Source organism: Streptomyces sp. NBC_01217 (assembly GCF_035994185.1).
Taxonomy (GTDB): domain Bacteria; phylum Actinomycetota; class Actinomycetes; order Streptomycetales; family Streptomycetaceae; genus Streptomyces.
Genome location: NZ_CP108538.1, coordinates 3,171,176 through 3,195,641, shown reverse-complemented (window position 1 = coordinate 3,195,641; position 24,466 = coordinate 3,171,176). Strand labels below are relative to the sequence as shown.

Annotated in this window: 19 protein-coding genes and 1 pseudogene; 11 read left to right on the top strand and 9 right to left on the bottom strand. The window is 70.9% G+C overall.

From position 1 onward, the window contains the following. Positions 1-102 precede the first annotated feature (102 nt). Together speB and OG507_RS13960 are read left to right on the top strand one after the other, a co-directional pair. Entirely contained in the window at positions 103-1,071 is a 969-nt protein-coding gene (speB, locus tag OG507_RS13965) for an agmatinase (RefSeq protein WP_327367518.1), read from the top strand. Beyond that, entirely contained in the window at positions 1,068-2,753 is a 1,686-nt protein-coding gene (locus OG507_RS13960; protein WP_327367517.1) for a thiamine pyrophosphate-binding protein, read from the top strand. Before speB ends, OG507_RS13960 begins: the two co-directional genes overlap by 4 nt. Positions 2,754-2,836: 83 nt before the next feature. Here OG507_RS13960 and OG507_RS13955 read toward each other — a convergent pair whose 3' ends face one another. Further along, a complete protein-coding gene (locus tag OG507_RS13955; protein ID WP_327367516.1) occupies positions 2,837-3,211 on the bottom strand; it encodes a hypothetical protein in 375 nt (124 codons plus the stop codon). Positions 3,212-3,362: 151 nt separating this feature from the next. On the opposite strand from OG507_RS13955, the gene OG507_RS13950 reads away from it, so the two are divergent. Then, positions 3,363-4,328 (top strand): serine hydrolase, encoded by a 966-nt coding sequence (locus OG507_RS13950; RefSeq protein ID WP_327367515.1) that lies wholly within the window; start codon positions 3,363-3,365, stop codon positions 4,326-4,328. A 37-nt stretch (positions 4,329-4,365) separates the two neighbouring features. On the opposite strand, the gene OG507_RS13945 is transcribed toward OG507_RS13950, so the two are convergent. Beyond that, positions 4,366-4,767 carry a helix-turn-helix domain-containing protein gene (locus OG507_RS13945; protein WP_327367514.1) on the bottom strand — a complete coding sequence of 134 codons (402 nt, stop codon included), beginning with the start codon at positions 4,765-4,767 and terminating at the stop codon, positions 4,366-4,368. Further along, positions 4,767-5,156: a type II toxin-antitoxin system RelE/ParE family toxin gene (locus OG507_RS13940; protein WP_327367513.1), complete on the bottom strand. Its 390-nt coding sequence runs from the start codon at positions 5,154-5,156 to the stop codon at positions 4,767-4,769. The genes OG507_RS13945 and OG507_RS13940 overlap by 1 nt, the downstream gene beginning before the upstream one ends. A gap of 191 nt (positions 5,157-5,347) precedes the next feature. Here OG507_RS13940 and OG507_RS13935 point away from each other — a divergent pair, with 191 nt between their 5' ends. Continuing rightward, a complete protein-coding gene (locus OG507_RS13935; RefSeq protein WP_327367512.1) occupies positions 5,348-9,097 on the top strand; it encodes an ABC transporter ATP-binding protein in 3,750 nt (1,249 codons plus the stop codon). A 22-nt stretch (positions 9,098-9,119) separates the two neighbouring features. On the opposite strand, the gene OG507_RS13930 is transcribed toward OG507_RS13935, so the two are convergent. Next, a complete protein-coding gene (locus OG507_RS13930) occupies positions 9,120-9,632 on the bottom strand; it encodes a hypothetical protein (protein ID WP_327367511.1) in 513 nt (170 codons plus the stop codon). Between the two features lie 163 nt (positions 9,633-9,795). On the opposite strand from OG507_RS13930, the gene OG507_RS13925 reads away from it, so the two are divergent. Next, the gene (locus OG507_RS13925; protein WP_327367510.1) at positions 9,796-10,287 is read left to right on the top strand and encodes a hypothetical protein; all 492 of its coding nucleotides are present in this window, start codon (positions 9,796-9,798) and stop codon (positions 10,285-10,287) included. A 98-nt stretch (positions 10,288-10,385) separates the two neighbouring features. After that, positions 10,386-11,855, top strand: a complete 1,470-nt coding sequence (locus tag OG507_RS13920) for a S28 family serine protease (protein ID WP_327367509.1) — start codon at positions 10,386-10,388, stop codon at positions 11,853-11,855. Positions 11,856-11,932: 77 nt separating this feature from the next. Here OG507_RS13920 and OG507_RS13915 read toward each other — a convergent pair whose 3' ends face one another. Both OG507_RS13915 and OG507_RS13910 read right to left on the bottom strand, forming a co-directional pair. After that, the gene (locus OG507_RS13915) at positions 11,933-13,798 is read right to left on the bottom strand and encodes a glycoside hydrolase family 3 protein (RefSeq protein ID WP_327367508.1); all 1,866 of its coding nucleotides are present in this window, start codon (positions 13,796-13,798) and stop codon (positions 11,933-11,935) included. 141 nt (positions 13,799-13,939) lie between these two features. Next, positions 13,940-14,848 (bottom strand): LysR family transcriptional regulator, encoded by a 909-nt coding sequence (locus OG507_RS13910; protein WP_327367507.1) that lies wholly within the window; start codon positions 14,846-14,848, stop codon positions 13,940-13,942. A 134-nt stretch (positions 14,849-14,982) separates the two neighbouring features. On the opposite strand from OG507_RS13910, the gene OG507_RS13905 reads away from it, so the two are divergent. Continuing rightward, on the top strand, positions 14,983-15,900 hold the full coding sequence (locus OG507_RS13905; protein WP_327367506.1) for an EamA family transporter: 918 nt from the start codon (positions 14,983-14,985) through the stop codon (positions 15,898-15,900). A 39-nt stretch (positions 15,901-15,939) separates the two neighbouring features. On the opposite strand, the gene OG507_RS13900 is transcribed toward OG507_RS13905, so the two are convergent. From OG507_RS13900 to OG507_RS13890, 3 genes are all read right to left on the bottom strand, one after another. Continuing rightward, the gene (locus OG507_RS13900; RefSeq protein ID WP_327367505.1) at positions 15,940-16,728 is read right to left on the bottom strand and encodes a sugar phosphate isomerase/epimerase family protein; all 789 of its coding nucleotides are present in this window, start codon (positions 16,726-16,728) and stop codon (positions 15,940-15,942) included. A 110-nt stretch (positions 16,729-16,838) separates the two neighbouring features. Then, a complete protein-coding gene (locus tag OG507_RS13895) occupies positions 16,839-17,414 on the bottom strand; it encodes a Uma2 family endonuclease (protein ID WP_327367504.1) in 576 nt (191 codons plus the stop codon). Positions 17,415-17,457: 43 nt separating this feature from the next. Further along, positions 17,458-18,558 (bottom strand): LacI family DNA-binding transcriptional regulator, encoded by a 1,101-nt coding sequence (locus OG507_RS13890; RefSeq protein WP_327367503.1) that lies wholly within the window; start codon positions 18,556-18,558, stop codon positions 17,458-17,460. A gap of 130 nt (positions 18,559-18,688) precedes the next feature. Between OG507_RS13890 and OG507_RS13885 the strand changes: the two genes are divergently transcribed. The 4 genes and pseudogenes from OG507_RS13885 to recD2 all read left to right on the top strand — a co-directional run. Beyond that, entirely contained in the window at positions 18,689-19,840 is a 1,152-nt protein-coding gene (locus OG507_RS13885) for a Gfo/Idh/MocA family protein (protein WP_327367502.1), read from the top strand. Positions 19,841-19,918: 78 nt separating this feature from the next. Beyond that, positions 19,919-21,064 carry a dihydrodipicolinate synthase family protein gene (locus OG507_RS13880; RefSeq protein WP_327367501.1) on the top strand — a complete coding sequence of 382 codons (1,146 nt, stop codon included), beginning with the start codon at positions 19,919-19,921 and terminating at the stop codon, positions 21,062-21,064. Beyond that, on the top strand, positions 21,061-21,888 hold the full coding sequence (locus OG507_RS13875) for a sugar phosphate isomerase/epimerase family protein (RefSeq protein WP_327367500.1): 828 nt from the start codon (positions 21,061-21,063) through the stop codon (positions 21,886-21,888). The genes OG507_RS13880 and OG507_RS13875 overlap by 4 nt, the downstream gene beginning before the upstream one ends. Before the next feature lie 274 nt (positions 21,889-22,162). Then, positions 22,163-24,373 (top strand): annotated as a pseudogene (gene recD2 / locus OG507_RS13870) (SF1B family DNA helicase RecD2); the annotation flags it as partial. Positions 24,374-24,466: the final 93 nt, after the last annotated feature.

Genomic DNA, 24,466 nt, shown 5'->3' with positions numbered 1-24,466 from the left:
GGCTCTGTCCTCGATCGCCGGACGGGCTTGATGGTGCCCCGCGCACCCCGCCGCACCCCGCACACTGAACAACGTACGAAACCCGAAGGAAAGGCACCCCCCATGAGCAGCAACGAAACGCCGCGCGGTCCGATCGACTCCTCCCGCGTCCCGAGGTACGCCGGACCCGCGACGTTCGCCCGGCTGCCCCGCCTCGACGAGGTCGGCACCGCCGATGTCGCCGTCGTCGGCGTGCCCTTCGACACGGGTGTCTCCTACCGCCCCGGCGCCCGCTTCGGCGGCAACGCGATCCGCGAGGCGTCGCGTCTGCTGCGCCCGTACAACCCGGCGCAGGACGCCTCGCCGTTCGCCCTCGCGCAGGTCGCCGACGCCGGTGACATCGCCGCGAACCCGTTCGACATCAACGAGGCCGTCGAGACGATCGAGGCCGCGGCCGACGATCTGCTCGGTACCGGCGCCCGTCTGATGACGCTCGGCGGCGACCACACCATCGCGCTGCCGCTGCTGCGTTCCGTCGCGAAGAAGCACGGCCCGGTCGCCCTGCTCCACTTCGACGCCCACCTCGACACCTGGGACACCTACTTCGGCGCCGAGTACACCCACGGCACCCCGTTCCGCCGTGCCGTCGAGGAGGGCATCCTCGACACGTCCGCGCTCTCCCACGTCGGTACGCGCGGCCCGCTCTACGGCAAGCAGGACCTGGACGACGACGCGAAGATGGGCTTCGGCATCGTCACCTCCGCCGACGTCATGCGCCGCGGCGTCGACGAGATCGCCGACCAGCTGCGCCAGCGCATCGGCGACCGGCCGCTGTACATCTCCATCGACATCGATGTGCTCGACCCGGCGCACGCCCCCGGCACCGGCACCCCCGAGGCGGGCGGGCTCACCTCCCGCGAGCTCCTGGAGATCGTCCGCGGGCTGTCCTCCTGCCATCTGGTCTCCGCCGACCTGGTCGAGGTCGCCCCCGCGTACGACCACGCCGAGATCACCTCCGTCGCCGCCTCCCACACTGCGTACGAACTGACCACGATCATGTCCCGCCAGATCGCAGAGGGCCGTACGAAGTGAGCCACGACCACCACGACGAGCGGCCGCCGCTCACCCCCGGGCAGATCGCGGCCGCGCTGAACCCCCCGGCCGGACGCAACGGCGGCGACCTCGTCGTCGAGACCCTCCAGGGCCTCGGCGCGACCACCGTCTTCGGCCTGCCCGGTCAGCACGCGCTGGGCGTGTTCGACGCGCTGCGCCGCTCGTCCCTGACGTACGTCGGCCTGCGCGTCGAGAACAACGCGGGCTTCGCCGCCGACGCCTACGGCCGGATCACCGGCGAGGTCGCCCCACTGCTGCTCTCCACCGGCCCCGGGGCCCTCACCTCCCTCGCAGCCCTCCAGGAGGCGGCGGCCGCCTCGGCGCCCGTGCTGGCCATCTCCAGCCAGATCCCGACGGCGGGCCTCGGCGGCGGACGTCACGGCTACCTGCATGAGCTCCGGGACCAGAAGACGTCGTTCCGCGACATCGTGAAGTCCGTCCACACCGTCCGTACGGCGTCGCAGATCCCGTCCGCGATCGCCGCCGCCTGGGAGTCCGCGCTGACCGCCCCGCACGGCCCGGTCTGGATCGAGATCCCGCAGGACGTGCTCCTGGCCGAGACCACCCTGCCCGTCGTCACGGCGATGGACGCCACCCCGCGCGCGCTTCACCCCCGCCCGGAACTGACCGCCGTGGCGGCCGACCTGCTGTCGAAGGCCGAGCGTCCGGCGATCATCGCGGGCGGCGGAGTCGTACGCTCCGACGCGTCCGGCAAGCTGCTCGCGCTCGCGGAGAAGATCGACGCACCCGTCGTCACCACCTTCGGCGGCAAGGGCGCCTTCCCGTGGGAGCACCCGCTCTCGCTCCAGTCCTGGCTGGAGGACCGGTACACGACGGAGTTCCTGGAGTCCGCCGACGTGCTGCTGGTCGTCGGCTCAGGGCTCGGCGAACTCTCCTCGAACTACTACACGTTCGCCCCGCGCGGCCGGGTCATCCAGATCGAGGCCGACGCGGGCAAGCTGGAGTCCAACCACCCCGCACTCGGCATCCACGCCGACGCCCGCGAGGCCCTCTCCGACCTCATCGACGCGGTCGGCCGTCGCGAGGACCCGTCGGCGCCGGACCGTGTCCGTACGGTCCTCGAAGCGGTACGGGCCCGGATCGCCGGCCAGGGACTCACCCTGGAACAGCAACTCGTCGCCTCGGTCCGCCGGGCGCTGCCCGACACGTCCCCCAGCTTCTGGGACATGACGATCCTCGCCTACTGGGCCTGGTCCGCCTTCGACGCCCGCCACCCGAACACGATGCACTCGGCCCAGGGCGCGGGCGGCCTCGGCTACGGCTTCCCGGCCGCGCTCGGTGCGGCGGCGGCCGACCGTACGAAGCCGGTCCTGGCGGTCTCCGGCGACGGCGGTGCGATGTACTCGATCGCGGAGCTGGCCACGGCCCGCCAGTACGACCTGCCGGTCACCTGGCTGATCGTCGACGACGGCGGCTACGGCATCCTGCGCGAGTACATGACCGATGCCTTCGGCGAGACCACGGCGACGGAGCTCTCCCGCCCCGACTTCGTCGCCCTCGCCGAGTCCTTCGGCGTGCCTGCCGTCCGTACGACCCCCGAGACGCTCGCCGACGACCTGGCGAAGTCCTTCGCCGAGCCGGGCCCTTCGGTGGTCGTGCTCCCGGCCCTGCTGAGGATGTTCGAGCCGACGCATCTGTGAGATGTCGATATCTGTGACGCGTCTGCGGGGCGTCCGCCCGCTGCCCGCCCGCGTATCCGGTCGCCCCGGGTGCGCGGGCGGGCTCATCTCTTCGGCGGGTGTTCCTTCGCGATGAGCGCCGCCTGGGCCTCCCGGCCCCGGTGGAAGTCCACCTGCTGATCGGGGTTCAGGCTGTTGGGTACGTCACTGTCCGGTGGCAGGAAGTCGGGCAGCGAACGGAAGACCGGGTCGGCCGCCGCTCTCCGGCCGCGGATCCGCGCCTGTACCAAGTAGTGGCCGACCTCCCGCAGATACGGTCTGAGGTTTTTCTCCGGCTGTGCTGCCGCCCTCGCCACGAACTCCGGCCGCCCCAGCCTGTGGTGCTCGTTCTCCGCGAGCCTCTGCAGGGCCGCGACCGCGGCGTAGAGCCGGCCGCAGCGGTACGCCTCCGGGTGCCGCACCGGCTGATCGCTCGTCATCGTTCTCCCCCTCGATCCCGTGCCGGACCGTACCGGGCCATCGATACCCGGGCGGAGACGGTGACGAACCGCACAGTTCGGACGCGCAACTTTTCGGCCGGTCGGGAGTCGTTAATGACAGATGCACTGACAGCTCGAAGGGGCCGACCGCATGAACGAACAGCCTCGTATATCCCGCCGCGCGCAGGCCGCGCTCTCCGTCGCGCTCGCCGCAGGCGTGCTCGCGCCCGTGGCGCTCGGCGCCGCGCCCGCTTCCGCCGCGACGCCGGCCGTGAGCTGCACCTCCGGCAGGGCGGGGCTGGCCGCCAAGTTGTCGAAGGACATCGCCGCCGCGCTCAAGGGGCGGAAGTCGACGACGGCCGTGGCGCTCTACGACCGGACCACCGGGACGAACTGCACCCTGCGGGCGACGACGAAGTACGACTCCGCCAGCGTCGTGAAGGCGACCGTGCTGGCGACGCTGCTCTGGGACAACAAGAAGCACAACCGCTATTTCACCCAGCGCGAGATCAACCTCGCCACCGCCATGATCACCAAGTCCGACAACAACGCGACCACCAGCCTGTGGAAGCAGCTCGGAGCGACCAAGGTCAAGGCGTTCCTGAAGGCCGCCGGGATGACGCACACCGTGCCCGGCTCCGGTGGTTACTGGGGGCTGACCCAGATCACCGCCCAGGACGAGCTGCGGCTGCTGACCCTGCTGACCGCCAGGAACTCCGTGCTGAGCGACAACGCGCGGGCGTACGAGCTGGGCCTGATGCGCAAGGTCGTCTCCTCCCAGCGCTGGGGCACGCCCGCCGGTGCGCCGTCCGGGGTGACCGGCCAGGTCAAGAACGGCTGGCTGCCGCGAGCCACCCACGGCTGGCGGGTGCACAGCATCGGCGCCTTCACGGGCAAGGGGCACGACTACGCGATCACCGTGCTCACCCAGGACAACAAGACGATGAACGACGGCATCAACACCATTCAGGCCGTCGCCCGTGCCGTGCACAAGGACCTCAACCCGGTCGCCGCCGCGGCGACGACCATCGCCCCGCCCGCCGCCCCGCAGGAAGCGGTGCCCGCGGTGCCGGAGGCTCCGGCGGTACGGATGCTCACCGCGACGCCGCGGCCGTGACCTGACGGGGCCGGAGCCGTAGAGGGCCCGGCCCCGGTCAGCCGCCGACCGCCTGCGCATCGGCATCCGCCTCCGCGCCGGGAGCCGCCTCCGAAGCCGCCCCGGAGCCCGCATGGGCGGTGAACGCCACCCGCATCGTGTCGCCGTCGAGCTCCATGCTGAACGTGGAGTCCATGGCCCGCGCCAGGCGGGCCAGCAGCGCGACTGTCGGCAGTGTGCCGCCCAGCTCAAGCTTTGACACCTGCGGCTGGGTCATCCTGGCGCGTCTGGCCAGCTCGGTCTGCGAGAGCCCGGCCTCGGTGCGACGGTCGTACACGGCCTGTCCGAGGTCGTAGCGGAGCCGGATCTCCTCGCGGCGTTTCTCCACATCGGGATCTTCGGCGATTTCCTGGGCGACCTTCTTGTCGCGGGCGATCTTCCAGTGTGCGTGGCTGACCATTACCGGTCCTTCCTCTCCGCATCCACATCGCGTGTGTACACATCGTGTGCCGCTTCGTGCTCGGCCTCGCATAGTGCTTTGGTGCGCCTGGCCCGTGCCACTTCCGTGCTCTCCCGCTGCCGGGTCTTGCGGAAGACGGTGAGCAGAACGATCCTCCGGCCGGGTGCGAGCCAGTAGGGAATCCTCGTGGCTTCCCGATTGCAGCCCAGGTGGAATCGCAGTTCCCGAACGCCGTCGCCGAGATACCGGGAGTACGGTTCGCCGAGCGTGGTCGGCCGTGCCCGCAGCAGGTCGGTGATGTGCTCGACTGCGAGGTAGTCGTCGCCGCGCAGATTCATCAACCACAGCCGAACCTCGGGTTCGATCTCGATCGTGTAGCCACTATCCATATGTCGGAACGTATAGTTCCCTCAGTGTATAACGCGCGAGTTTGCCATGCATTCGCCCGTACGGGTGAGTGTGCCTAGGGCCGATGTCGGACCGGCCTACGCCGCAGGCCCCGTCTTTGTGACGGCGGGATGAAATCCGCTGCCCACCGCGTTGGTGCCTTCCGGTAGAGCAGGTCGAACGGGAGGCACCGGTGACGGACGCAGGGGACGCGGAGCGCGCGGCGCAGGGCCAGGGGTGGGCCCGGCGGCTGGGTGGTTACGCATGGCGCTACCGGCTCAACGTGCTGCTGGCGCTCGGCTCGTCGCTCGCGGGCATGGCGGTGATGGCCCTCGTCCCGCTGATCACCAAGGTGATCATCGACGACGTCGTGGGGAACCACACGCGGTCCCTCGCCGTCTGGACCGGGCTCCTGATCGTCGCCGCCGTGCTCGTGTACGTATCCACGTACATCCGCCGCTACTACGGCGGCCGGCTCGCCCTCGACGTACAGCACGACCTGCGCACCGAGATGTACGGGACGATCACCCGCCTCGACGGGAAACGGCAGGACGAGCTGTCCACCGGGCAGGTCGTCGGGCGCGCCACCAGCGACCTCCAGCTGATCCAGGGGCTCCTTTTCATGCTCCCGATGACCATCGGGAACGTACTGCTCTTCCTCATCTCCCTGGTGATCATGGCGTGGCTCTCGCCGCTGCTCACCCTCGTCGCGGTCGCCGTCGCCCCCGCCCTCTGGTTCATCGCCCGCCGCTCCCGCTCCCGGCTCTTCCCCGCCACCTGGTACGCCCAGGGGCAGGCCGCCGCCGTCGCCGGAGTCGTCGACGGGGCCGTCTCCGGGGTCCGGGTCGTCAAGGGGTTCGGGCAGGAGGAGCAGGAGACCGGCAAGCTGCGCGAGGTCGGGCGGAAGCTGTTCGCCGGACGGCTGCGCACGATCCGGCTGAACTCCCGCTACACCCCCGCCCTCCAGGCCGTCCCCACGCTCGGCCAGGTCGCGATGCTGGCCCTCGGCGGCTGGCTCGCCACCCGGGGCGAGATCACCCTCGGCACGTTCGTCGCGTTCTCCGCCTACCTCGCCCAGCTCGTCGGCCCGGTCCGGATGCTCGCCATGGTCCTGACCGTCGGCCAGCAGGCCCGGGCCGGCGTCGAGCGCGTACTGGAGCTGATCGACACGGAGCCGGCCATGAAGGACGGCACCAAGGAACTCCCGGCCGACGCCCCCGCGAGCGTCGAGTTCGACGACGTACGGTTCGGCTACGACGCGGACCGCCCCGTCCTGGACGGGTTCTCGCTGACCATCGAGCCCGGTGAGACCGTCGCCGTCGTCGGCGCGTCCGGCAGCGGGAAGTCCACCGTCTCGCTGCTGCTGCCCCGCTTCTACGACGTGACGCACGGAGCCGTCCTGGTCGGCGGGCACGACGTCCGCGAGCTGACCCAGCAGTCCCTGCGCGCCGCCATCGGCCTCGTGCCGGAGGACAGCTTCCTCTTCTCCGACACCGTCCGCGCCAACATCGCCTACGGATTCCCGGACGCCACCGAGGAACAGATCGAGGAAGCCGCCAGGGCCGCCCAGGCCGACCGGTTCATCGCGGAGCTGCCCGAGGGCTACGACACCAAGGTCGGCGAGCACGGGCTCACCCTCTCCGGCGGCCAGCGCCAGCGCGTCGCGCTCGCCCGCGCCATCCTCACCGACCCCCGGCTGCTCCTGCTGGACGACGCCACCTCCGCCGTCGACGCCCGCGTCGAGCACGAGATCCACGAGGCCCTGCGGCAGGTCATGGCCGGGCGGACGACCCTCCTGATCGCCCACCGCCGCTCCACCCTCGGCCTCGCCGACCGGATCGCCGTCCTGGAACACGGCAGGCTCGCCGACATCGGTACGCACGAGGAGCTGGAGCGCCGCTCCCCGCTCTACCGGCGGCTGCTCACCGACCCGGACGAGCTGGGCGGCACCTCGCCCGGACACCGGCCGGTCGTGGCCGACATGGCACCCGAGGACGACCGCGCGTTCCAGGAGGAGCTGGAGGCCGATTTCGACGCCGAGCGCGGCATCAGCCCCGGGCTGTGGGTCCGCAAGGAGGAGCCCCGCGACACCGACGCGGCCGGCATGCCCGCCACGCCCGAGCTGCTCGCCCAGGTCGAGGCGCTGCCGCCCGCCACCGACACCCCCGACATCGACGAGGCCCGCGCCGTCCGCGCCGAGGAGTCGTACGGGCTGCGCAGGCTGCTGCGCGGCTTCGGGCCGCCGCTCCTGGTGAGCCTGGCTCTGGTGGCGGTGGACGCGGGCGCCGGGCTGCTGCTGCCGGTGATGATCCGGCACGGCATCGACCAGGGCGTCTCGCAGGTCGCGTACGGCGCCGTCTGGGCGGCCTCCGCGCTGGCCCTGGTGGTCGTGCTCGTGCAGTGGGCGGCCCAGATCGGCGAGACCCGGATGACGGGCCGCACCGGCGAACGGGTGCTGTACTCACTGCGGCTGAAGATCTTCGCGCAGCTCCAGCGGCTCGGCCTCGACTACTACGAGCGCGAGCTGACCGGCCGCATCATGACCCGGATGACGACGGACGTGGACGCGCTGTCGACGTTCCTGCAGACCGGTCTGGTCACGGCCTTCGTCTCCGTCGTCACCTTCTTCGGCATCATGATCGCGCTGCTGGTCCTCGACGTGCAGCTGGCCCTCGTCGTCTTCGCGACGCTGCCGGTGCTGGTCATCGGTACGTTCTTCTTCCGCCGCAGGAGCGTCAAGGCCTACGAGCTGGCCCGGGAACGCATCAGCGTCGTCAACGCCGACCTCCAGGAGTCCGTCTCCGGGCTCCGGATCGTGCAGGCGTTCCGCCGCGAGCGCGACGGTGCGGACCGGTTCGCCGGCCGCAGCGACCACTACCGCGAGGCCCGGGTCCGGGGGCAGTGGCTGATCTCGGTCTACTTCCCGTTCGTGCAGTTGCTGTCGTCGGTGGCCGCGGCCGCCGTACTGATCGTCGGCGCGGGCCGGATCGACAACGGCACGCTCACCACCGGTGCGCTCGTCGCGTATCTGCTCTACATCGACCTGTTCTTCGCGCCCGTGCAGCAGCTCTCCCAGGTCTTCGACGGCTACCAGCAGGCCACCGTCTCCCTCGGCCGCATCCAGGAACTCCTGCGGGAGCCGACCTCCACCGACGCCGACGAAGCACCCCTGGACGTGCTGTCGCTGCGCGGTGAGATCGCCTTCGAGGACGTGTCCTTCGCCTACGGCCGCGGCGACGACGCCGAGGAGGCCCTGATGGGGGTCGACCTGCGGATTCCGGCCGGTCAGACGGTCGCGTTCGTCGGTGAGACCGGCGCGGGGAAGTCCACCCTCGTCAAGCTCGTCGCCCGGTTCTACGACCCGACGGGCGGCCGGGTCACGGCGGACGGCGCCGATCTGCGCCGCCTCGACCTCACCGCCTACCGGCACCGGCTCGGAGTCGTACCGCAGGAGGCGTACCTCTTCGCCGGTACGGTCCGTGACGCCATCGCCTACGGGCGACCCGAGGCCACCGACGCCGAGGTGGAGGCGGCGGCGCGGGCGGTCGGCGCCCACGACATGATCGCCACTCTGGACGGCGGGTATCTCCACGAGGTCGCCGAGCGGGGCCGCAACCTCTCGGCCGGCCAGCGCCAGCTGATCGCGCTCGCCCGCGCCGAGCTCGTCGACCCGGACGTCCTGCTGCTCGACGAGGCGACCGCCTCCCTGGACCTCGCCAGCGAGGCCCTGGTCAACCAGGCGACCGACCGTCTCACCGGCCGCCGCACCACCCTCGTCGTCGCCCACCGGCTGACCACCGCCGCCCGCGCCGACAGGGTCGTGGTGATGGACCACGGCCGGGTCGTCGAGGACGGCACGCACGACGAACTCCTCGCCAGGGACGGGCACTACGCCGTGCTGTGGCGCACCTTCATAGGGGAGGACGAGCCCGCCGGGGTGTGAGGAGGAGGGCCCGTCCACCGGCTCACCCGTCGATGCCGGAGATCTTGCCGGTCTGCAGATCCGAGCGCACGGTCAGATACGAGTACGTGGGGTGCTTGCCGTTGCTCCAGGTGAGCCGCACCTTCGACCAGGTGTGGCCCGCGCCGCTGTCGCCCGGGGTGACCCGGAAGGCGAGCGGGACGTTCTGGGCGCGCAGCACACCGTTCGCATGGTTGCGCTTCTCCCAGGCGGCCAGCTGGGTGCGCAGACGGGGCGTCAGATAGAAGGTCCTGAGGGCGGTGGCGAGTTTGCCACCGCCCTTTGCCGTGACGGCGTCGATGTAGGCGCCGTAGAAGTGGGAGACCTGCTGGTACGCCGGGGTGCCGGCCTCGCTGCGCACCGGCGCCGCGGCCACCGGAGCCTGCGGGGCAGCCGCGGCGGCCGGGACCGCGGCGACGACGGTGAGGAGGGCGGTGGCGAGGAGCGCCCGGCCGATGACACGCCGACTGTGGGGGCGCCGGGCGTGGGGGCTGCGGGCGTTGCGGAGCTGAAGCATGGCAGTTCCTGCCTTTCGTATGGCTATGTCCCTTTGGATTGATGCTGTGTCGATTCGGTTGCCCCGGAGGCCGAGCTCGCCCGATGCAACCTCCGGATGGCCTACTGCGTCGTACGCATGTATGCGTAAGTGCCGAGCGAGGGCGTAAGTGTTCGATTAGGCGATGGGGCTGCTGGTGATCAGAGGGACCGGAAGAGCCGGAGAGGCCGGAGAGGCTGACGAGGCGGGAGAGGGCGGTGAGGCCGGCAGGGGTGGCAGGGGCGGCCGCGGCCGTCCGCACCGGGTGCTGGTGAGCCTGTTCGTCCTGCCGCTGGTGGCCGCCGTCGGTCTGGTGCTCGGCGGTACCGGTGCCGGCAGCGCCGACGCTGCGACGGTCTGCGCCGGGCGCCCCGCGAAGACGGTCGGGTTCGAGACCGGCGAGCTGCGCGTCTACAAGAGCCGCTCCTACGCCTGCGCCGTCGCGGTCGCGAAGAAGCCGGGCCCCCGCCGCCGGATGTCCGTGAGCATCCAGGCGCGCGGTGGCAACCCCGTCGTCGACAGCGGCAAATACACCAGACGGGCCGGCCCGGTGACGGTCCACGCGCTGAACCGCTGCGTCCGGGCCTCGGCCACGATTTCGGGAAAGTCCGGCTCCACGGGCTGGATTCTCTGCTGACGGCGGCGAATCGCCCTTTCCCGTGCCAACAGGGTCTGGCGGCACGGGTGTTGCCCCGCTAGGTTCACGACGTCTGTTGTGAATCAAGGGGAGGGTGCATGCGCAAGGCGCTCAGAGGGTTCCTGTCGCTCGCGGTGCTCATCGGCACGGTGAGTGCGACGGGCGCCTCGGCCGGGGCGGCCACCGCCGCGGAACCGACCGCGTTCCGGAACACGGCCGGCCGTGACAGCGGCACGAGCACGGACATCAAGGACCGCATCCTGGCCATCCCGGGAATGAGTCTCATCGAGGAGAAGCCTTACGCGGGCTACCGCTACTTCATCCTCAACTACACCCAGCCGATCGACCACCGCCACCCGTCCAAGGGCACCTTCCAGCAGCGCATCACCCTGCTGCACAAGGACACGTCCCGCCCGACGGTCTTCTACACCAGTGGCTACAACGTCTCCACGAACCCCAGCCGCTCCGAGCCGACCCGGATCGTCGACGGCAACCAGGTCTCCCTGGAGTACCGCTTCTTCACCCCCTCCCGCCCGGCGCCCGCCGACTGGTCCAAGCTCGACATCTGGCAGGCCGCCAGCGACCAGCACCGCGTCTTCACCGCGCTGAAGCAGATCTACACCAAGAACTGGCTGGCCACCGGGGGCTCCAAGGGCGGCATGACCGCCACGTACTTCGAGCGCTTCTACCCCAAGGACATGGACGGCGTCGTCGCGTACGTCGCGCCCAACGACGTGGTCAACAAGGAGGACTCGGCGTACGACCGGTTCTTCCAGGGCGTCGGCACCAAGGAGTGCCGCGACAAGCTGAACGGTGTGCAGCGCGAGGCGCTGGTCCGCCGTGCGCCGCTGGAGAAGAAGTACCAGGAGTACGCCGCGGCGAACGGCTACACCTTCGACACCGTCGGCTCGCTCGACAAGGCGTACGAGGCCGTCGTCATGGACTACGTCTGGGCCTACTGGCAGTACAGCCTGGTGTCCGACTGCGACACCATCCCGGCCGACGCCAAGAACGCCCCCGACCAGGCGATCTGGGACTCGATCGACTCGATCTCCGGCTTCTCCTTCTACACCGACCAGGGCCTGGCCACGTACACCCCGTACTACTACCAGGCGGGCACCCAGCTCGGTTCGCCCGACATCGAGCAGCCCTGGCTCGGCAAGCTGAGCCGGTACGGGTACCAGCCGCCGCGCAACTTCGTGCCGCGGTCCATCCCGATGAAGTTCCAGCCGTCGGTGATGCGCGACGTCGACAGCTGGGTCAAGCACCACGCCGACCACATGCTGTACGTGTACGGGCAGAACGACCCGTGGGGCGCGGAGCGCTTCCGGCTCGGCGCGGGCGCGCGTGACAGCTATGTCATGACCGTGGCCGGGGGCAACCACGGTTCCAACGTGGCCGGGCTCGCCGCCGACGACAACGCGAAGGCCACCGCGGCCATCCTGCGCTGGGCGGGCGTCGCCCCGGCCGCCGTGCAGGAGGGCCAGGCGAAGGCGAAGCCGCTCGCGAAGTTCGACGCACAGCTCGACAAGCGGGACGTGACGAGCGAGCGCAGGCTGCGCCCGTAAACGGTCTTTGAGGGGCTGTGCGTGTGCACAGCCCCTCAAAGGGTTTGTTCCAGCAGGTCGGATCAGAACCGACCAGGTCAGTACGTCAGCCCGTATCCGACCGGGTGCAGCACCTGTGTCGGATCGTCCGCGCGCTGCACCGGCACCGGCAGGGTGCCCTCCGGTTCCGCGCGGCCCGCGATCACCCGGGCGGCGGCCCGCAGTTCGACATCGGTCCAGGAGTACGTGGCCAGGTTCGCCGCGAACCCGGTCCCGGCCAGCCGGGCGATGTCGTACGGATTGCGGATCGCGACCGTGATCACCGGGATGCCGGTCGCCGCGAGTGCGCTCACCAGGGTGCGCTGCGAGCTGGTCGCCGAGACGTTGTACGTCCCCACGATCACCGCGTCCTTGCCCTGTGCGGCCGCCACCGCCTCGTCGATCTTCGCCCGGCTGGGGGCCGTGCCGGTGGACAGCGCGGTTGCCGCGTACCCCAGTTCACCGAAGGCGCCGGCCAGGGTGGTGGTCGGCGGTCCGGTGGTGCCGGAAGGGGAGGCCGGATCGGCGCCGACCACGAGGAGGTTCTTGTGGGAGCGGCGGGAGAGCGGCAGCACCGCGCCGTCGTTGGCGAGCAGCGTGGTGGTGTGCTCGGCGATCCGGTCGGCGGCGGTGAGGTGGGCCCGCGTCCCGACGGTACGGTCCACCCCCCTGTGGCTGACGAACGGGTCGTCGAACAGCCCGAGCTTCGTCTTCAGCCGCAGGATGCGCAGGATCGATTCCTCGATCCTGGCCTCGCTGATCTCACCGCTCTTCACGGCCGCCAGCACGGCGTTCCAGGAGACGTCGAGGCTCGGCGGGTTCAGCAGCTGGTCGACGCCCGCCTGAAGCGCCAGGACGGGTACGCGCTCGTCGCCGTACTTCGTCCGCACGCCCTCCATGCCGAGCGAGTCGGTCACCACGACACCGTCGTAACCGAGCTCCTCGCGCAGGATGCCGGTGAGGATCGGGCGGGACAGCGTCGCCGGGTCCTCGGCCGGGTCCAGCGCCGGGACCACGATGTGCGCGGTCATGATCGAGTCGATGCCCGCGGCGATCGCGGCCCGGAACGGCGGCTCGTCCAGCTCGGCCCACTGCTCCCGGGTGTGGAGGATGACGGGCAGGCCGGTGTGGCTGTCGGTGCTGGTGTCGCCGTGGCCCGGGAAGTGCTTGGCCGTCGAGGCGATCCCGCTGCTCTGATACCCCTTCACCTGGGCGGCGACCATCCCGGCCACGGACTGGGGGTCGGCGCCGAAGGAGCGTACGCCGATCACCGGGTTGGCCGGGTTGACGTTGACGTCGGCGTCCGGGGCGTAGTTCTGGTTGATGCCGATCGCGGCCAGTTCGGCGCCCGCGATCTGCCCTGCCCGGCGGGCGTCCGAGCGTGAACCGCCCGCGCCCAGCGCCATCGCGCCCGGCATCAGGGTGGCGGGCTCGCCGACGCGGCAGACGATGCCGTGCTCCTGGTCGGTGGAGATGAGGAGCGGCAGGGGAGTGGGGCCGGCGAGACCGGCGCGCTGGATGCCGTTGGAGAGGTCGGCGATCTGGTGCGGGTCGCGGGTGTTGTGCGCCCAGGCGAAGTAGATGATCCCGCCGACGTGGTACTCGGCGATCATCTCGGCAGCCGTACGGACCCCGATCTCGGCCAGGTTGGCGTCGATGTCGGCCTGGTCGGGCTCGGTCGCGGAGTGCCCGTACACGCGCATCACGAAGAGCTGGCCGACCTTCTCCTCCAGGCTCATCCGGGAGATGAGCCGCTTGAGTCGCTCGGTGGTGGCGGCTGAGGTGTGGTGCCCGCCGCTGTGGCCGCCGCTCGCGGACCTCTGGGCGGCGACGGCGCCGGGGGCGGTGGCCGCGCCGGTCACGGCTGCTGCGGCGGTCGCGGCGGTGGCGGTGAGGAGGGTGCGTCTGGAGGTGCGGTGGGGCACGTGAGCTCCTTCGGCCGTACTCGGGGACGAGAGATGGTGAAAGAAACTTCCAAGAAGCACGGATATCCAGAAAATAACTTCCGGTCAAGGGGGCGGACCGTTTTGAGCCCGTCCGGTGCGTGAGGGTTCCCACCACGGCCCCTACCTCAGCCCCGCCGTGTCCCCGTGTGCCTGGAGTGCCGACACCGCCGCCGTGATCGCGGGCCGACGGGCCGCCTCCGTACGCCACAGCGCGTACAGCCTGCGCACCGGTACGGGATCCAGCGGCACCGCCACCACCCCCGCGGGCAGCGGCCCCCGCCCGAGCCGGGGGATGAGCGCGACCCCGAGACCGGCGGCGAGCAGGGCCAGTTGGGTGTGGTTCTCCTCCGCCTGGTGCCGGATGTCGGGCTCGTAACCCGCCGTCCGCAGCGTCCGTACGAGCCAGTCGTGGCAGACCGTCCCCGGCGGCTGGCAGATCCACCGCTCCTTCGCCAGCTCCTCGCGCCGCACCGCGTCGCGCCCCGCGAGCCGGTGGCCCTCGGGCACCAGCAGGTCGCACAGGTCGTCACCGATCACCGCCTGCGCCACGCCGTCGGGGGCGGGCAGCGGGGCAATGTCCCAGTCGTGCGCGACCGCCAGATCGATGACGCCCTTGGCCACCAGGTCGACCGAGAGATGCGGATCGACCTCGGTCAGCCGGACCTCCAGGGCCGGATGGTCCCGGTCCAGCTCCGCCAGTACGCCGGGCAGCAGCCCGCGTGCCGCGGATGCGAACGCGCCGATCGAGAGCCGCCCGGTCGGCAGCCCCCTGCGCTCCTCCAGCGTGGTCTCCGCGCGCTCCACGATCGCCAGCAACTGCTGGGCCGTGGCGGCGAGATGGAGCGCCTCCTCGGTCAGCGCGACACCGCGCCCGCGGCGTTCCAGGAGCGTCGTACGGGTCTCCCGCTCCAGCTTGGTGATCTGCTGCGAGACCGCCGACGGGGTGTAGCCGAGCGCGGCGGCGGCGCCCGCGACGGAGCCGTGGACGGAGATGGCGTGCAGTGCGCGCAGCCTGGACAGATCAAGCACCAAAACCTCCCGGACCTCGGTGATTCACTGGCGACCCGTTGGTGGTTCGTCAGGTGATTCATTAGCGATGCTCAATTTCATCATGAAGAAATCCGCGCTGGTGCTACATGGTCGGTGCGGGTGATCCTCGGTCCATGCGTCCCCTTCACATCGCCCTTGCCGCTCTGGTGGCCGCCGTCTGGGGTGTCAATTTCGTCGTCATCGAGGTCGGCCTCGGGCACTTCCCGCCGCTGCTCTTCTCCGCCCTGCGCTTCCTGGTCGCCGCGCTGCCCGCGGTGTTCTTCGTAGGCCGGCCCAAGGTCGCCTGGAAGTGGATCGTGGGCGTCGGACTCGTCCTGGGAGTGGCGAAGTTCGGACTGCTGTTCATCGGGATGGACCGCGGAATGCCCGCAGGTCTCTCCTCCCTCGTGCTCCAGGTCCAGGCGGTCTTCACGGCCCTCTTCGCGGCGCTCGTGCTGGGCGAACGGCCGGGGAGAATACGGGTATTGGGGATGGGAGTGGCCCTGGCGGGCATCGGAGTGGCCGCGGTCGACGAGGGTGCGAGCGGGCCCGTGCTCGCCTTCGTCCTGGTGATCGCGGCGGCGGCCTGCTGGGGCGTGTCCAACGTACTGACCCGCAGGGCCGCGCCGCCCGACTCCCTCAACTTCATGGTCTGGGTCTCGACCGTGCCCGTGCTCCCGCTGCTCGGCCTCTCCCTCCTCTTCGAGGGCTGGGACCGCGACGCCGACGCACTGGCCGCGCTCGACTGGAGCGGCGTCGGGATCGTCGTCTACGTCGCCTGGATCACCACCGTCTTCGGCTTCGGGGCCTGGGGCTTCCTGCTGCGCCACCACCCGGCCTCGTCGGTGGCGCCGTTCACCCTGCTCGTCCCGGTCTTCGGGATGTCGTCGGCCGCGCTGCTGCTGGGCGAGTCGGTGAGCCCGCTGCGGTGGTGCGCGGCGGCGCTGCTGGTCGGCGGGGTGGCGCTCACCTCGCTGGCGGGGGCGCGGCGGGCACGCGCCGCCGCGCCGGAGGCACCCGAGGCGCCGGAACCGCGGCCGGTACGGGCCTGACCGACCGTGACCTCCTACGCCCTGGGTGCACCCGGCCTCCTACGCCCTGGGTGTATCCAGCCGCAGCAGATGCTCCCGGCCGGCGGCCAGCAGCCCCGGTAGCTCCGCCGCCCCCGGATGCCACCGCTTCTCGTACTCCCAGCAGACCCAGCCGTCCGGGTCCAGCGTGTCCAGACAGGCCCCCAGCGGCAGCACCCCGGCGCCGAGGGGCAGCGGGGCGACGTCGTCCGCCGAGGCGATGTCCTTCACCTGTACGTAGCCCAGGTGCGGGGCCAGCACCGCATGGCTGGCGGCCGGTTCCTCGCCCGCCAGCCAGGTGTGCATGATGTCCCACAGCGCACCGACCTGCCCGTGCCCGACCGCCCCGACGACCCTGGCCGCATCGGCGCCCGCCCGGTGCGAGTCATGGGTTTCGAGCAGGATGCGTACGCCCGCGCCGGCGGCGTGCGGAGCGGCGGCGGCCAGCCTGCGTACGGCGGTCGCATCGGCCACGGCCGGGTCCTGGCCGCCGCCGCCCGGGAAGACCCGGACGTTCCCCGCACCCAGGTCATGGGCCAGCTCGACCAGCCCCGCGAGCTCGTCCAGCACGGCCCGGTCGTCCCCCCCGGCCGCGATGCGGACGTACCCGGCCACGGTCAGGATCTCGACGCCGCCCCTCTTGAACTCATCGACGACAGCGGCCCGTTCGAGCGTCGAGATGCCCGGATGCACCGGCTCCTCGGGATGGGCACGCAGTTCCACCCCCTGATAGCCGTGCTCCGCGGCGAGCCGCACGACGTCGGCCACCGGCAGCCCCGGCACTCCGAGGGTCGAGAAAGCGAGCTTCACGTGCGTGGTCCTTCCGTCGGTACGTGCCACCGCGCCGTACACACCGGACAGCGGCCAGCACATCATCGGCCCGGGGTACGTGTGACGGGTACCCCGAGCCTGGGGAGGAGTCAGCGTGAGGAGCCGTCCGTGACGGGGAATCCGTCCGTGGTGACGACGATGTCCCGGCCTTCGAGCGGGAGCACGAGATCCTGCCCGAAGGGCACCTCGTCTGCGTCGCTGTAGGTACCGGTACGGGTCGGGTGCCGGTACACGGTGCAGGATCCGGTCGACGGGTCGATGATCACGTAGACGGGGATGCCGCACTCGGCGTACATCCGGAACTTCTTGCTGAAGTCGTTGTCCTGCGTGCTCTTGGACACGACTTCCAGCACTGCCTCCAGACTGTGCCACTCGAACCGCCCGCGGCTGTTGCGCTCGGAGCCAGGAGCGATGATGGCGAGATCGGGGGCGTAGCCGTACAGGCTGGACGGGAAGTCGATCATCACGTCCGAGAGGATGTCGCCGTGGTCGGCGAGCTGCTGCTCGATCTGCGGGGCCGCCTCAAGGATGACGTTCCACTGGTTCTCGCCCCGCGGCGTCATGGTGATCTTCCCGTCCGTGATCTCGACGCGGTAGCCGCGGGGCAGGTGGGCACCGTCCAGCGCGTCCCAGGCGCTTGCTGTGTCCATGCTCGTGGTCGTCATGCGGTCCTCCCGAATGCCGGTATCTACACGATATTCGCGGGGGTCACCCCCGCGGTGGCGCCGTGGACCCCCGCACCATCAGTTCCGCCGGAATCGTCGCGATGCCCCCCGGAGGCGGCGGCTCCTTGCCCATCGCCAGCCGGCCCGCCCGCGCGCCCGCCTCGAAGAGCGGCAGCCGTACGGTCGTCAGCGCCGGGACCGCGTCCACCGAGAACGGCAGATCGTCGAAGCCCGCCACCGAGATGTCCTCGGGGATACGCAGACCGCGGTCGCGGATCGCCGCGCTCGCGCCCAGCGCCACCGTGTCGTTGGCGGCGACGATCGCCGTCACCTCAGGTTCGCGGCGCAGGAGTTCGAGGGTGGCGTCGTAGCCGGAGCGGCGGTCGTAGGGGCCGTGGACGGTGAGGCGATCCTCGTCGTACGCGCTCGGGCTCCCCTTCGTGCCCCTCCCGTCGCCGACGATGCCCGCCGCCCTCATCGCGTCGCGGTGGCCTTCGAGGCGGTGGCGGGTCGTCGTCCGCTCCGGCGGGCCCGCGACATAGCCGATCCGCCGGTGGCCGAGCGAGAGCAGATGCTCGGTGAGCCGGCGTCCGCCGCCCCGGTTGTCGAAGACGAGCGCGGCCACGACCGCCTCGCTGTCCGGCAGCGGGGGCCGCCCGCACAGCACCACCCGGGTGCCCGCGTCCGCGAGTTTCGCCAGTTTGGCGGCCATCGCCGCCTGGTGCGCCGGGTCCTCCACGGCGCCACCGGTCAGGACGACGGCCGCGGCGCGCTGGCGCTGGAGCAGGGTGAGATAGGTGAGCTCACGCTCGGGGGAGCCGCCGGTGTTGCACACGACGGCGAGCTTCTCGCCGCCCGCCCGGCCCGAACCGTCCCCGGGCCCGCCGATCTCGGTCTGCGCCGCTCCCGCCATGATCCCGAAGAACGGGTCGGCGATGTCGTTGACCAGGATGCCGACCAGGTCGGACGTGGCCGCCGCCAGCGAACTCGCGGGCCCGTTGAGCACATAGTCCAGATCGTCCACCGCGCGCAGCACCCGCTCCCGGGTGGATGCGGCCACCGGGTAGTTGCCGTTCAGCACGCGGGAGACGGTGGCCGGGGACACCCGGGCGCGGGCCGCCACATCCGCCAGGGTGACTGTCATCGCTTTCCTCCGAGGAATGACGGGGAGTGAGAGGAGTTGCCAGCGTGCCCCCTCTTGTCCGGGCCGCTGTCGGCAGGCTAGCGTCATACCGCGTAGAAAGCGCTTGCTACGGCTGTATGGAGGGAACTTCGTGACACGCAGGACAGTGCGCATCGCCATGAACGGCGTCACGGGTCGCATGGGACACCGGCAGCACCTGGTGCGCTCGATCCTCGCGATCCGCGAGCAGGGCGGCCTCGATCTCGGCGACGGCGACGTGCTGTGGCCCGAGCCCGTCCTGGTCGGCCGCCGGGCCCACGCGCTGGAGGAACTCGCCGCACAGCACGGCCTGACAGAGTGGTCGACCGACCTCGACGCGGTCCTCGCGGACGACAGCATCGACATCTACTTCGACGCCCAGGTCACCTCGGCCCGCGTCGAGGCGATCAAGAAGGCGATCGCCGCGGGCAAGCACATCTACACCGAGAAGCCCACCGCCACGGACGTCGAAGGAGCCCTGGACCTGGCCCGCCTGGCCCGTGACGCCGGGATCAAGCACGGCGTCGTCCAGGACAAGATCTTCCTGCCGGGCCTGCTGAAGCTCAAGCGCCTCATCGACGGCGGCTTCTTCGGCGAGATCCTCTCCGTACGCGGCGAGTTCGGCTACTGGGTCTTCGAGGGCGACTGGCAGGAGGCCCAGCGCCCGTCCTGGAACTACCGCGCCGAGGACGGCGGCGGCATCGTCGTCGACATGTTCCCGCACTGGGAGTACGTGCTCCACGAGCTGTTCGGCCGGGTCTCCACCGTCCAGGCGCACGTCCAGACGCACATCCCGCAGCGCTGGGACGAGCGGGGGAAGCCGTACGCCGCAACCGCCGACGACGCCGCGTACGGCATCTTCCAGCTGGAGAGCGGCGCCGTCGCGCAGATCAACTCCTCCTGGACGGTGCGCGTCAACCGCGACGAACTCGTCGAGTTCCAGGTCGACGGAACGCACGGCTCCGCCGTCGCGGGCCTGCGCAACTGCCGCGTCCAGCACCGCTCGGCCACCCCCAAGCCGGTCTGGAACCCGGACCTCCCGGTCACCGAGCCGTTCCGCGACCAGTGGCAGGAAGTCCCCGACAACGCCGTCTTCGACAACGGCTTCAAGGCCCAGTGGGAACTCTTCCTGCGCCACGTCGCGCTCGACGAGCCGTACACCTGGGACCTGATGGCCGGCGCCCGCGGCGTGCAGCTGGCCGAACTGGGCCTGAAGTCCTCCGCGGAGGGCCGCCGCTTCGACGTACCGGAGCTGACGCTGTGACGGCGCACCCGGCGTGCGGCGTGCGGGAGCTGATCCCGCGACCATTCACCTCCCGTACGGCGCATCGGAGCTGATCCCGTGACCATCCACCTCCCGCAGGGCCCCTACGAACCCCGCACCACCCCGCTCGACCTCGCCCCCGGCGGGGCGCCCCTCGCCTCGCGTACGGTCTTCTCCGCGGCCCATGTCGTCGCCGACCCGTACGCCGACATCAGCCCCGACTCACCGGCCGCCGTCGACTGGGACGCCACCCTCGCCTTCCGCCGCCACCTCTGGTCGCACGGCCTCGGCGTCGCCGAGGCCATGGACACCGCCCAGCGCGGCATGGGCCTGGACTGGGCGGGCGCGGCCGAACTGATCCGCCGTTCCGCCGCCGAGGCGAAGGCGGTCGGCGGCCGCATCGCCTGCGGCGTCGGCACCGACCAGCTCCCCGCCGGACCCGCTTCCCTCTCCGGGGTGCGGTCCGCGTACGAGGAGCAGCTCACCCTCGCCGAGGACAGCGGCGCCCAAGCCATCCTGATGGCCTCCCGCGCGCTGGCCGCCACCGCGAACGGCCCCGAGGACTACCTGGAGACGTACGCGCACCTCCTGCGCCAGGCCTCGGAACCGGTCGTCCTGCACTGGCTGGGCCCGATGTTCGACCCGGCGCTGGAGGGCTACTGGGGTTCGACGGACCTCGACGCCGCAACCGACACGTTCCTGAAGGTCATCGCCGAGCACCCGGACAAGGTCGACGGCATCAAGATCTCCCTCCTCGACGCCGAGCGCGAGATCGACGTACGCCGCCGTCTGCCCGGCGGGGTGCGCTGCTACACCGGCGACGACTTCAACTACCCCGAGCTGATCGCGGGCGACGACCGGGGCTTCAGCCACGCCCTGCTCGGCATCTTCGACCCGCTGGGCCCGCTGGCCGCCCACGCGGTACGGGTCCTGGACACGGGGAACGTCCAGGGCTTCCGGGACCTCCTCGACCCCACGGTCGAACTCTCCCGCCACCTCTTCCAGGCACCCACCCGCTTCTACAAGACGGGTGTGGTCCTCCTGGCCTGGCTGGCCGGCCACCAGGACCACTTCACGATGGTCGGCGCCCTGCAGTCCGCCCGCTCGCTGCCGCACCTGGCGAAGGCGTACGAACTCGCGGACCGGCTGGGCCTGTTCCCCGACCCGGAGCTGGCCGAATCCCGGATGCGCGCCCTGCTCGCGGTCAACGGAGGCACACGATGAGCGACGGCCGTCTCTCCATCAACCAGGAGACCATCAAGCAGTGGTCGCTGCCCGAGCTGGCCGAGGGCTGCGTCAAGGCGGGCATCGACAAGGTCGGCCTGTGGCGGGCCCCCGTCCAGGAGTACGGCATCGAGCGCACCGCCCGACTGCTCGCCGATTCCGGCCTGTCCGTCACCAGCCTCTGCCGGGGCGGCTTCTTCACCGCCGTCGACCCGGCGGAACGGGCCCGCGCCCTGGACGACAACCGCGCCGCGCTCGACGAGGCGGCCGCCCTGTCCACGGACACCCTGGTCCTGGTCTCCGGCGGCCTCCCGGCGGGCAGCAAGGACCTGCACGGCGCCCGCGAACGCATCGCGGACGCCCTGGGCGAACTCGCCCCGTACGCGGCCGAGCGGGGCGTACGTCTCGCGATCGAACCGCTGCACCCGATGTTCGCCTCGGACCGCTGCGTCGTCTCCACCCTGTCCCAGGCCCTGGACATCGCGGAACGTTTCCCCGCCGAGCAGGTCGGGGTGGTCGTCGACACGTACCACATCTGGTGGGACGACCGGGCGGCCCCGCAGATCGCCCGGGCGGGCGCGGGCGGCCGTATCCACTCCTTCCAACTGGCGGACTGGATCACCCCGCTCCCGGCCGGTGTCCTGTTCGGCCGGGGCCAGCTCGGCGACGGCTCCGTGGACTTCCGTGCGTTCCGCTCGCTGGTCGAGGCCACCGGCTTCGACGGCCCGATCGAGGTGGAGATCTTCAACGAGGACCTCTGGGCCCGCGACGGCACCGAAGTCCTCGCGGAGGTCGCGTCCCGCTACGCCGAACATGCCTGCTGAGGCCGGACGAGGGGCGCCAAGGTAAAGAGATCGTCAAGGCGCGCAACCGTTCGGCACCCCGCCGGGTCGTATCTGTCGTCGGACGCTTCCGGGGGGATCCGGGGGGATCGGGAAGCCCCGACGGAGGGGGACAGCGAGGGGGGTCCGGTCTTATGACCGGGCCCCGTTTCGCTGTCCGGGCGCGGGCATGCGCCCTCGTCCCCGGGTATGTGCCCCGGCCCCCGGGGAACCGCCTGCCTTCCGGGCTGTCAGTGCGACGCAGTAGCGTCGGGTCATGTCCAACATGGCCGTCCTCGAAGGCGTGCTTGAGCGCATCACGTACGCCAACGAGGAGAACGGGTACACGGTCGCGCGCGTCGACACCGGGCGCGGGGCCAACGACCTCCTCACCGTGGTCGGGGCGCTGCTCGGTGCCCAGGTGGGGGAGTCGCTGCGGATGGAGGGGCGCTGGGGCTCGCACTCCCAGTACGGCAAGCAGTTCACCGTGGAGAACTACACGACGGTGCTGCCCGCCACCATCCAGGGCATCCGCCGCTATCTCGGCTCCGGTCTGATCAAGGGCATCGGCCCGGTGATGGCCGACCGGATCACCACGCACTTCGGGGTCGACACCCTCGACATCATCGAGCAGCAGCCGAAGCGGCTCGTCGAGGTGCCCGGTCTCGGGCCGAAGCGGACGAAGATGATCGCCGCGGCCTGGGAGGAGCAGAAGGCGATCAAGGAGGTGATGGTCTTCCTCCAGGGGGTCGGCGTCTCCACCTCCATCGCCGTCCGTATCTACAAGAAGTACGAGGACGCGTCGATCTCCGTCGTGAAGAACCAGCCCTACCGGCTGGCCGCCGACGTCTGGGGCATCGGCTTCCTCACCGCCGACAAGATCGCCCAGGCCGTCGGCATCCCGCACGACAGCCCGGAGCGGGTCAAGGCCGGGCTGCAGTACGCGCTGTCGCAGTCCACCGACCAGGGCCACTGCTTCCTCCCCGAGGAGCGGCTGATCGCCGACGGGGTGAAGCTGCTCCAGGTCGATACGGGGCTGGTCATCGAGTGCCTCGCCGAGCTGGCCGAGGACCCGGAAGGGGTCGTACGGGAGAAGGTGCCGTCGCCCGAGGGAGGCGAGCCGGTCACCGCCGTGTACCTCGTGCCGTTCCACCGCGCCGAGGTCGCGCTCGCCGCGCAGGTGCAGCGGCTGCTGCGGACGCCCGAGGAGCGGATGCCGGCCTTCGCGGACGTGGACTGGGACAAGGCGCTGGCCTGGCTCGCCACGCGTACGGGGGCGGATCTGGCCCCCGAGCAGGAGGCCGCGGTCCGGCTCGCGCTGAGCCGTAAGGTCGCGGTCCTGACCGGCGGGCCCGGCTGCGGGAAGTCGTTCACCGTCCGGTCCATCGTGGAGCTGGCCCGCGCGAAGAAGGCCAAAGTGGTGCTGGCCGCGCCCACCGGGCGTGCGGCCAAGCGGCTCTCCGAGCTGACCGGGGCCGAGGCGTCCACCGTGCACCGGCTCCTCGAACTGAAGCCGGGGGGCGACGCCGCGTACGACCGGGACCGCCCGCTGGACGCCGATCTCGTGGTCGTCGACGAGGCGTCGATGCTCGATCTGCTGCTCGCCAACAAGCTCCTGAAGGCCGTGGCACCCGGTGCCCATCTGCTGCTCGTGGGGGATGTCGACCAGCTGCCGTCGGTCGGCGCGGGGGAGGTGCTGCGCGATCTGCTCGCCGACGGCGGCCCCGTTCCGGCGGTCCGGCTGACCACGATCTTCCGCCAGGCCCAGCAGTCCGGAGTCGTCACCAACGCGCACCGGATCAACTCCGGTGTACCGCCCCTCACCCAGGGCCTGAAGGACTTCTTCCTCTTCGTGGAGGACGAGACGGAGGACGCGGGAGTGCTCGCGGTGGACGTCGCGGCCCGCCGTATTCCGGCCAAGTTCGGGCTGGACGCGCGGCGTGACGTCCAGGTCCTCGCCCCCATGCACCGCGGCCCGGCCGGCGCGGGCACGCTCAACGGGCTCCTCCAGCAGGCCATCACCCCGGGCCGCCCGGACCTCCCCGAGAAGCGGATGGGCGGCCGGGTCTTCCGGATCGGGGACAAGGTGACGCAGATCAGAAACAACTACGACAAGGGGGAGAACGGCGTCTTCAACGGCACGGTCGGCGTTGTCACCGCCCTTGACCTGGACGAACAGAAGCTGACGGTCCTCACGGACGAGGACGAGGAGATTCCGTACGACTTCGACGAGCTGGACGAACTGGCCCACGCGTACGCCATGACGATCCACCGCTCCCAGGGCAGCGAGTACCCGGCCGTCGTCATCCCCGTCACCAGGAGCGCCTGGATGATGCTCCAGCGGAACCTGCTGTACACCGCCGTGACCAGGGCCAAGAAGCTCGTCGTGCTCGTCGGCTCACGGCAGGCGATCGGCCAGGCAGTCCGCACGGTTTCCGCAGGCAGACGCTGTACGGCGCTGGATTACCGGCTGTCGGGCGGCCCGGGCGGAGGATCCACCGAAAAAAATGATCGATCAAATCGGTGGGAAACATCACGGAGGTCTTCCGGAACCGGTGTCAAGGGGGCAGGATGAGTAAGT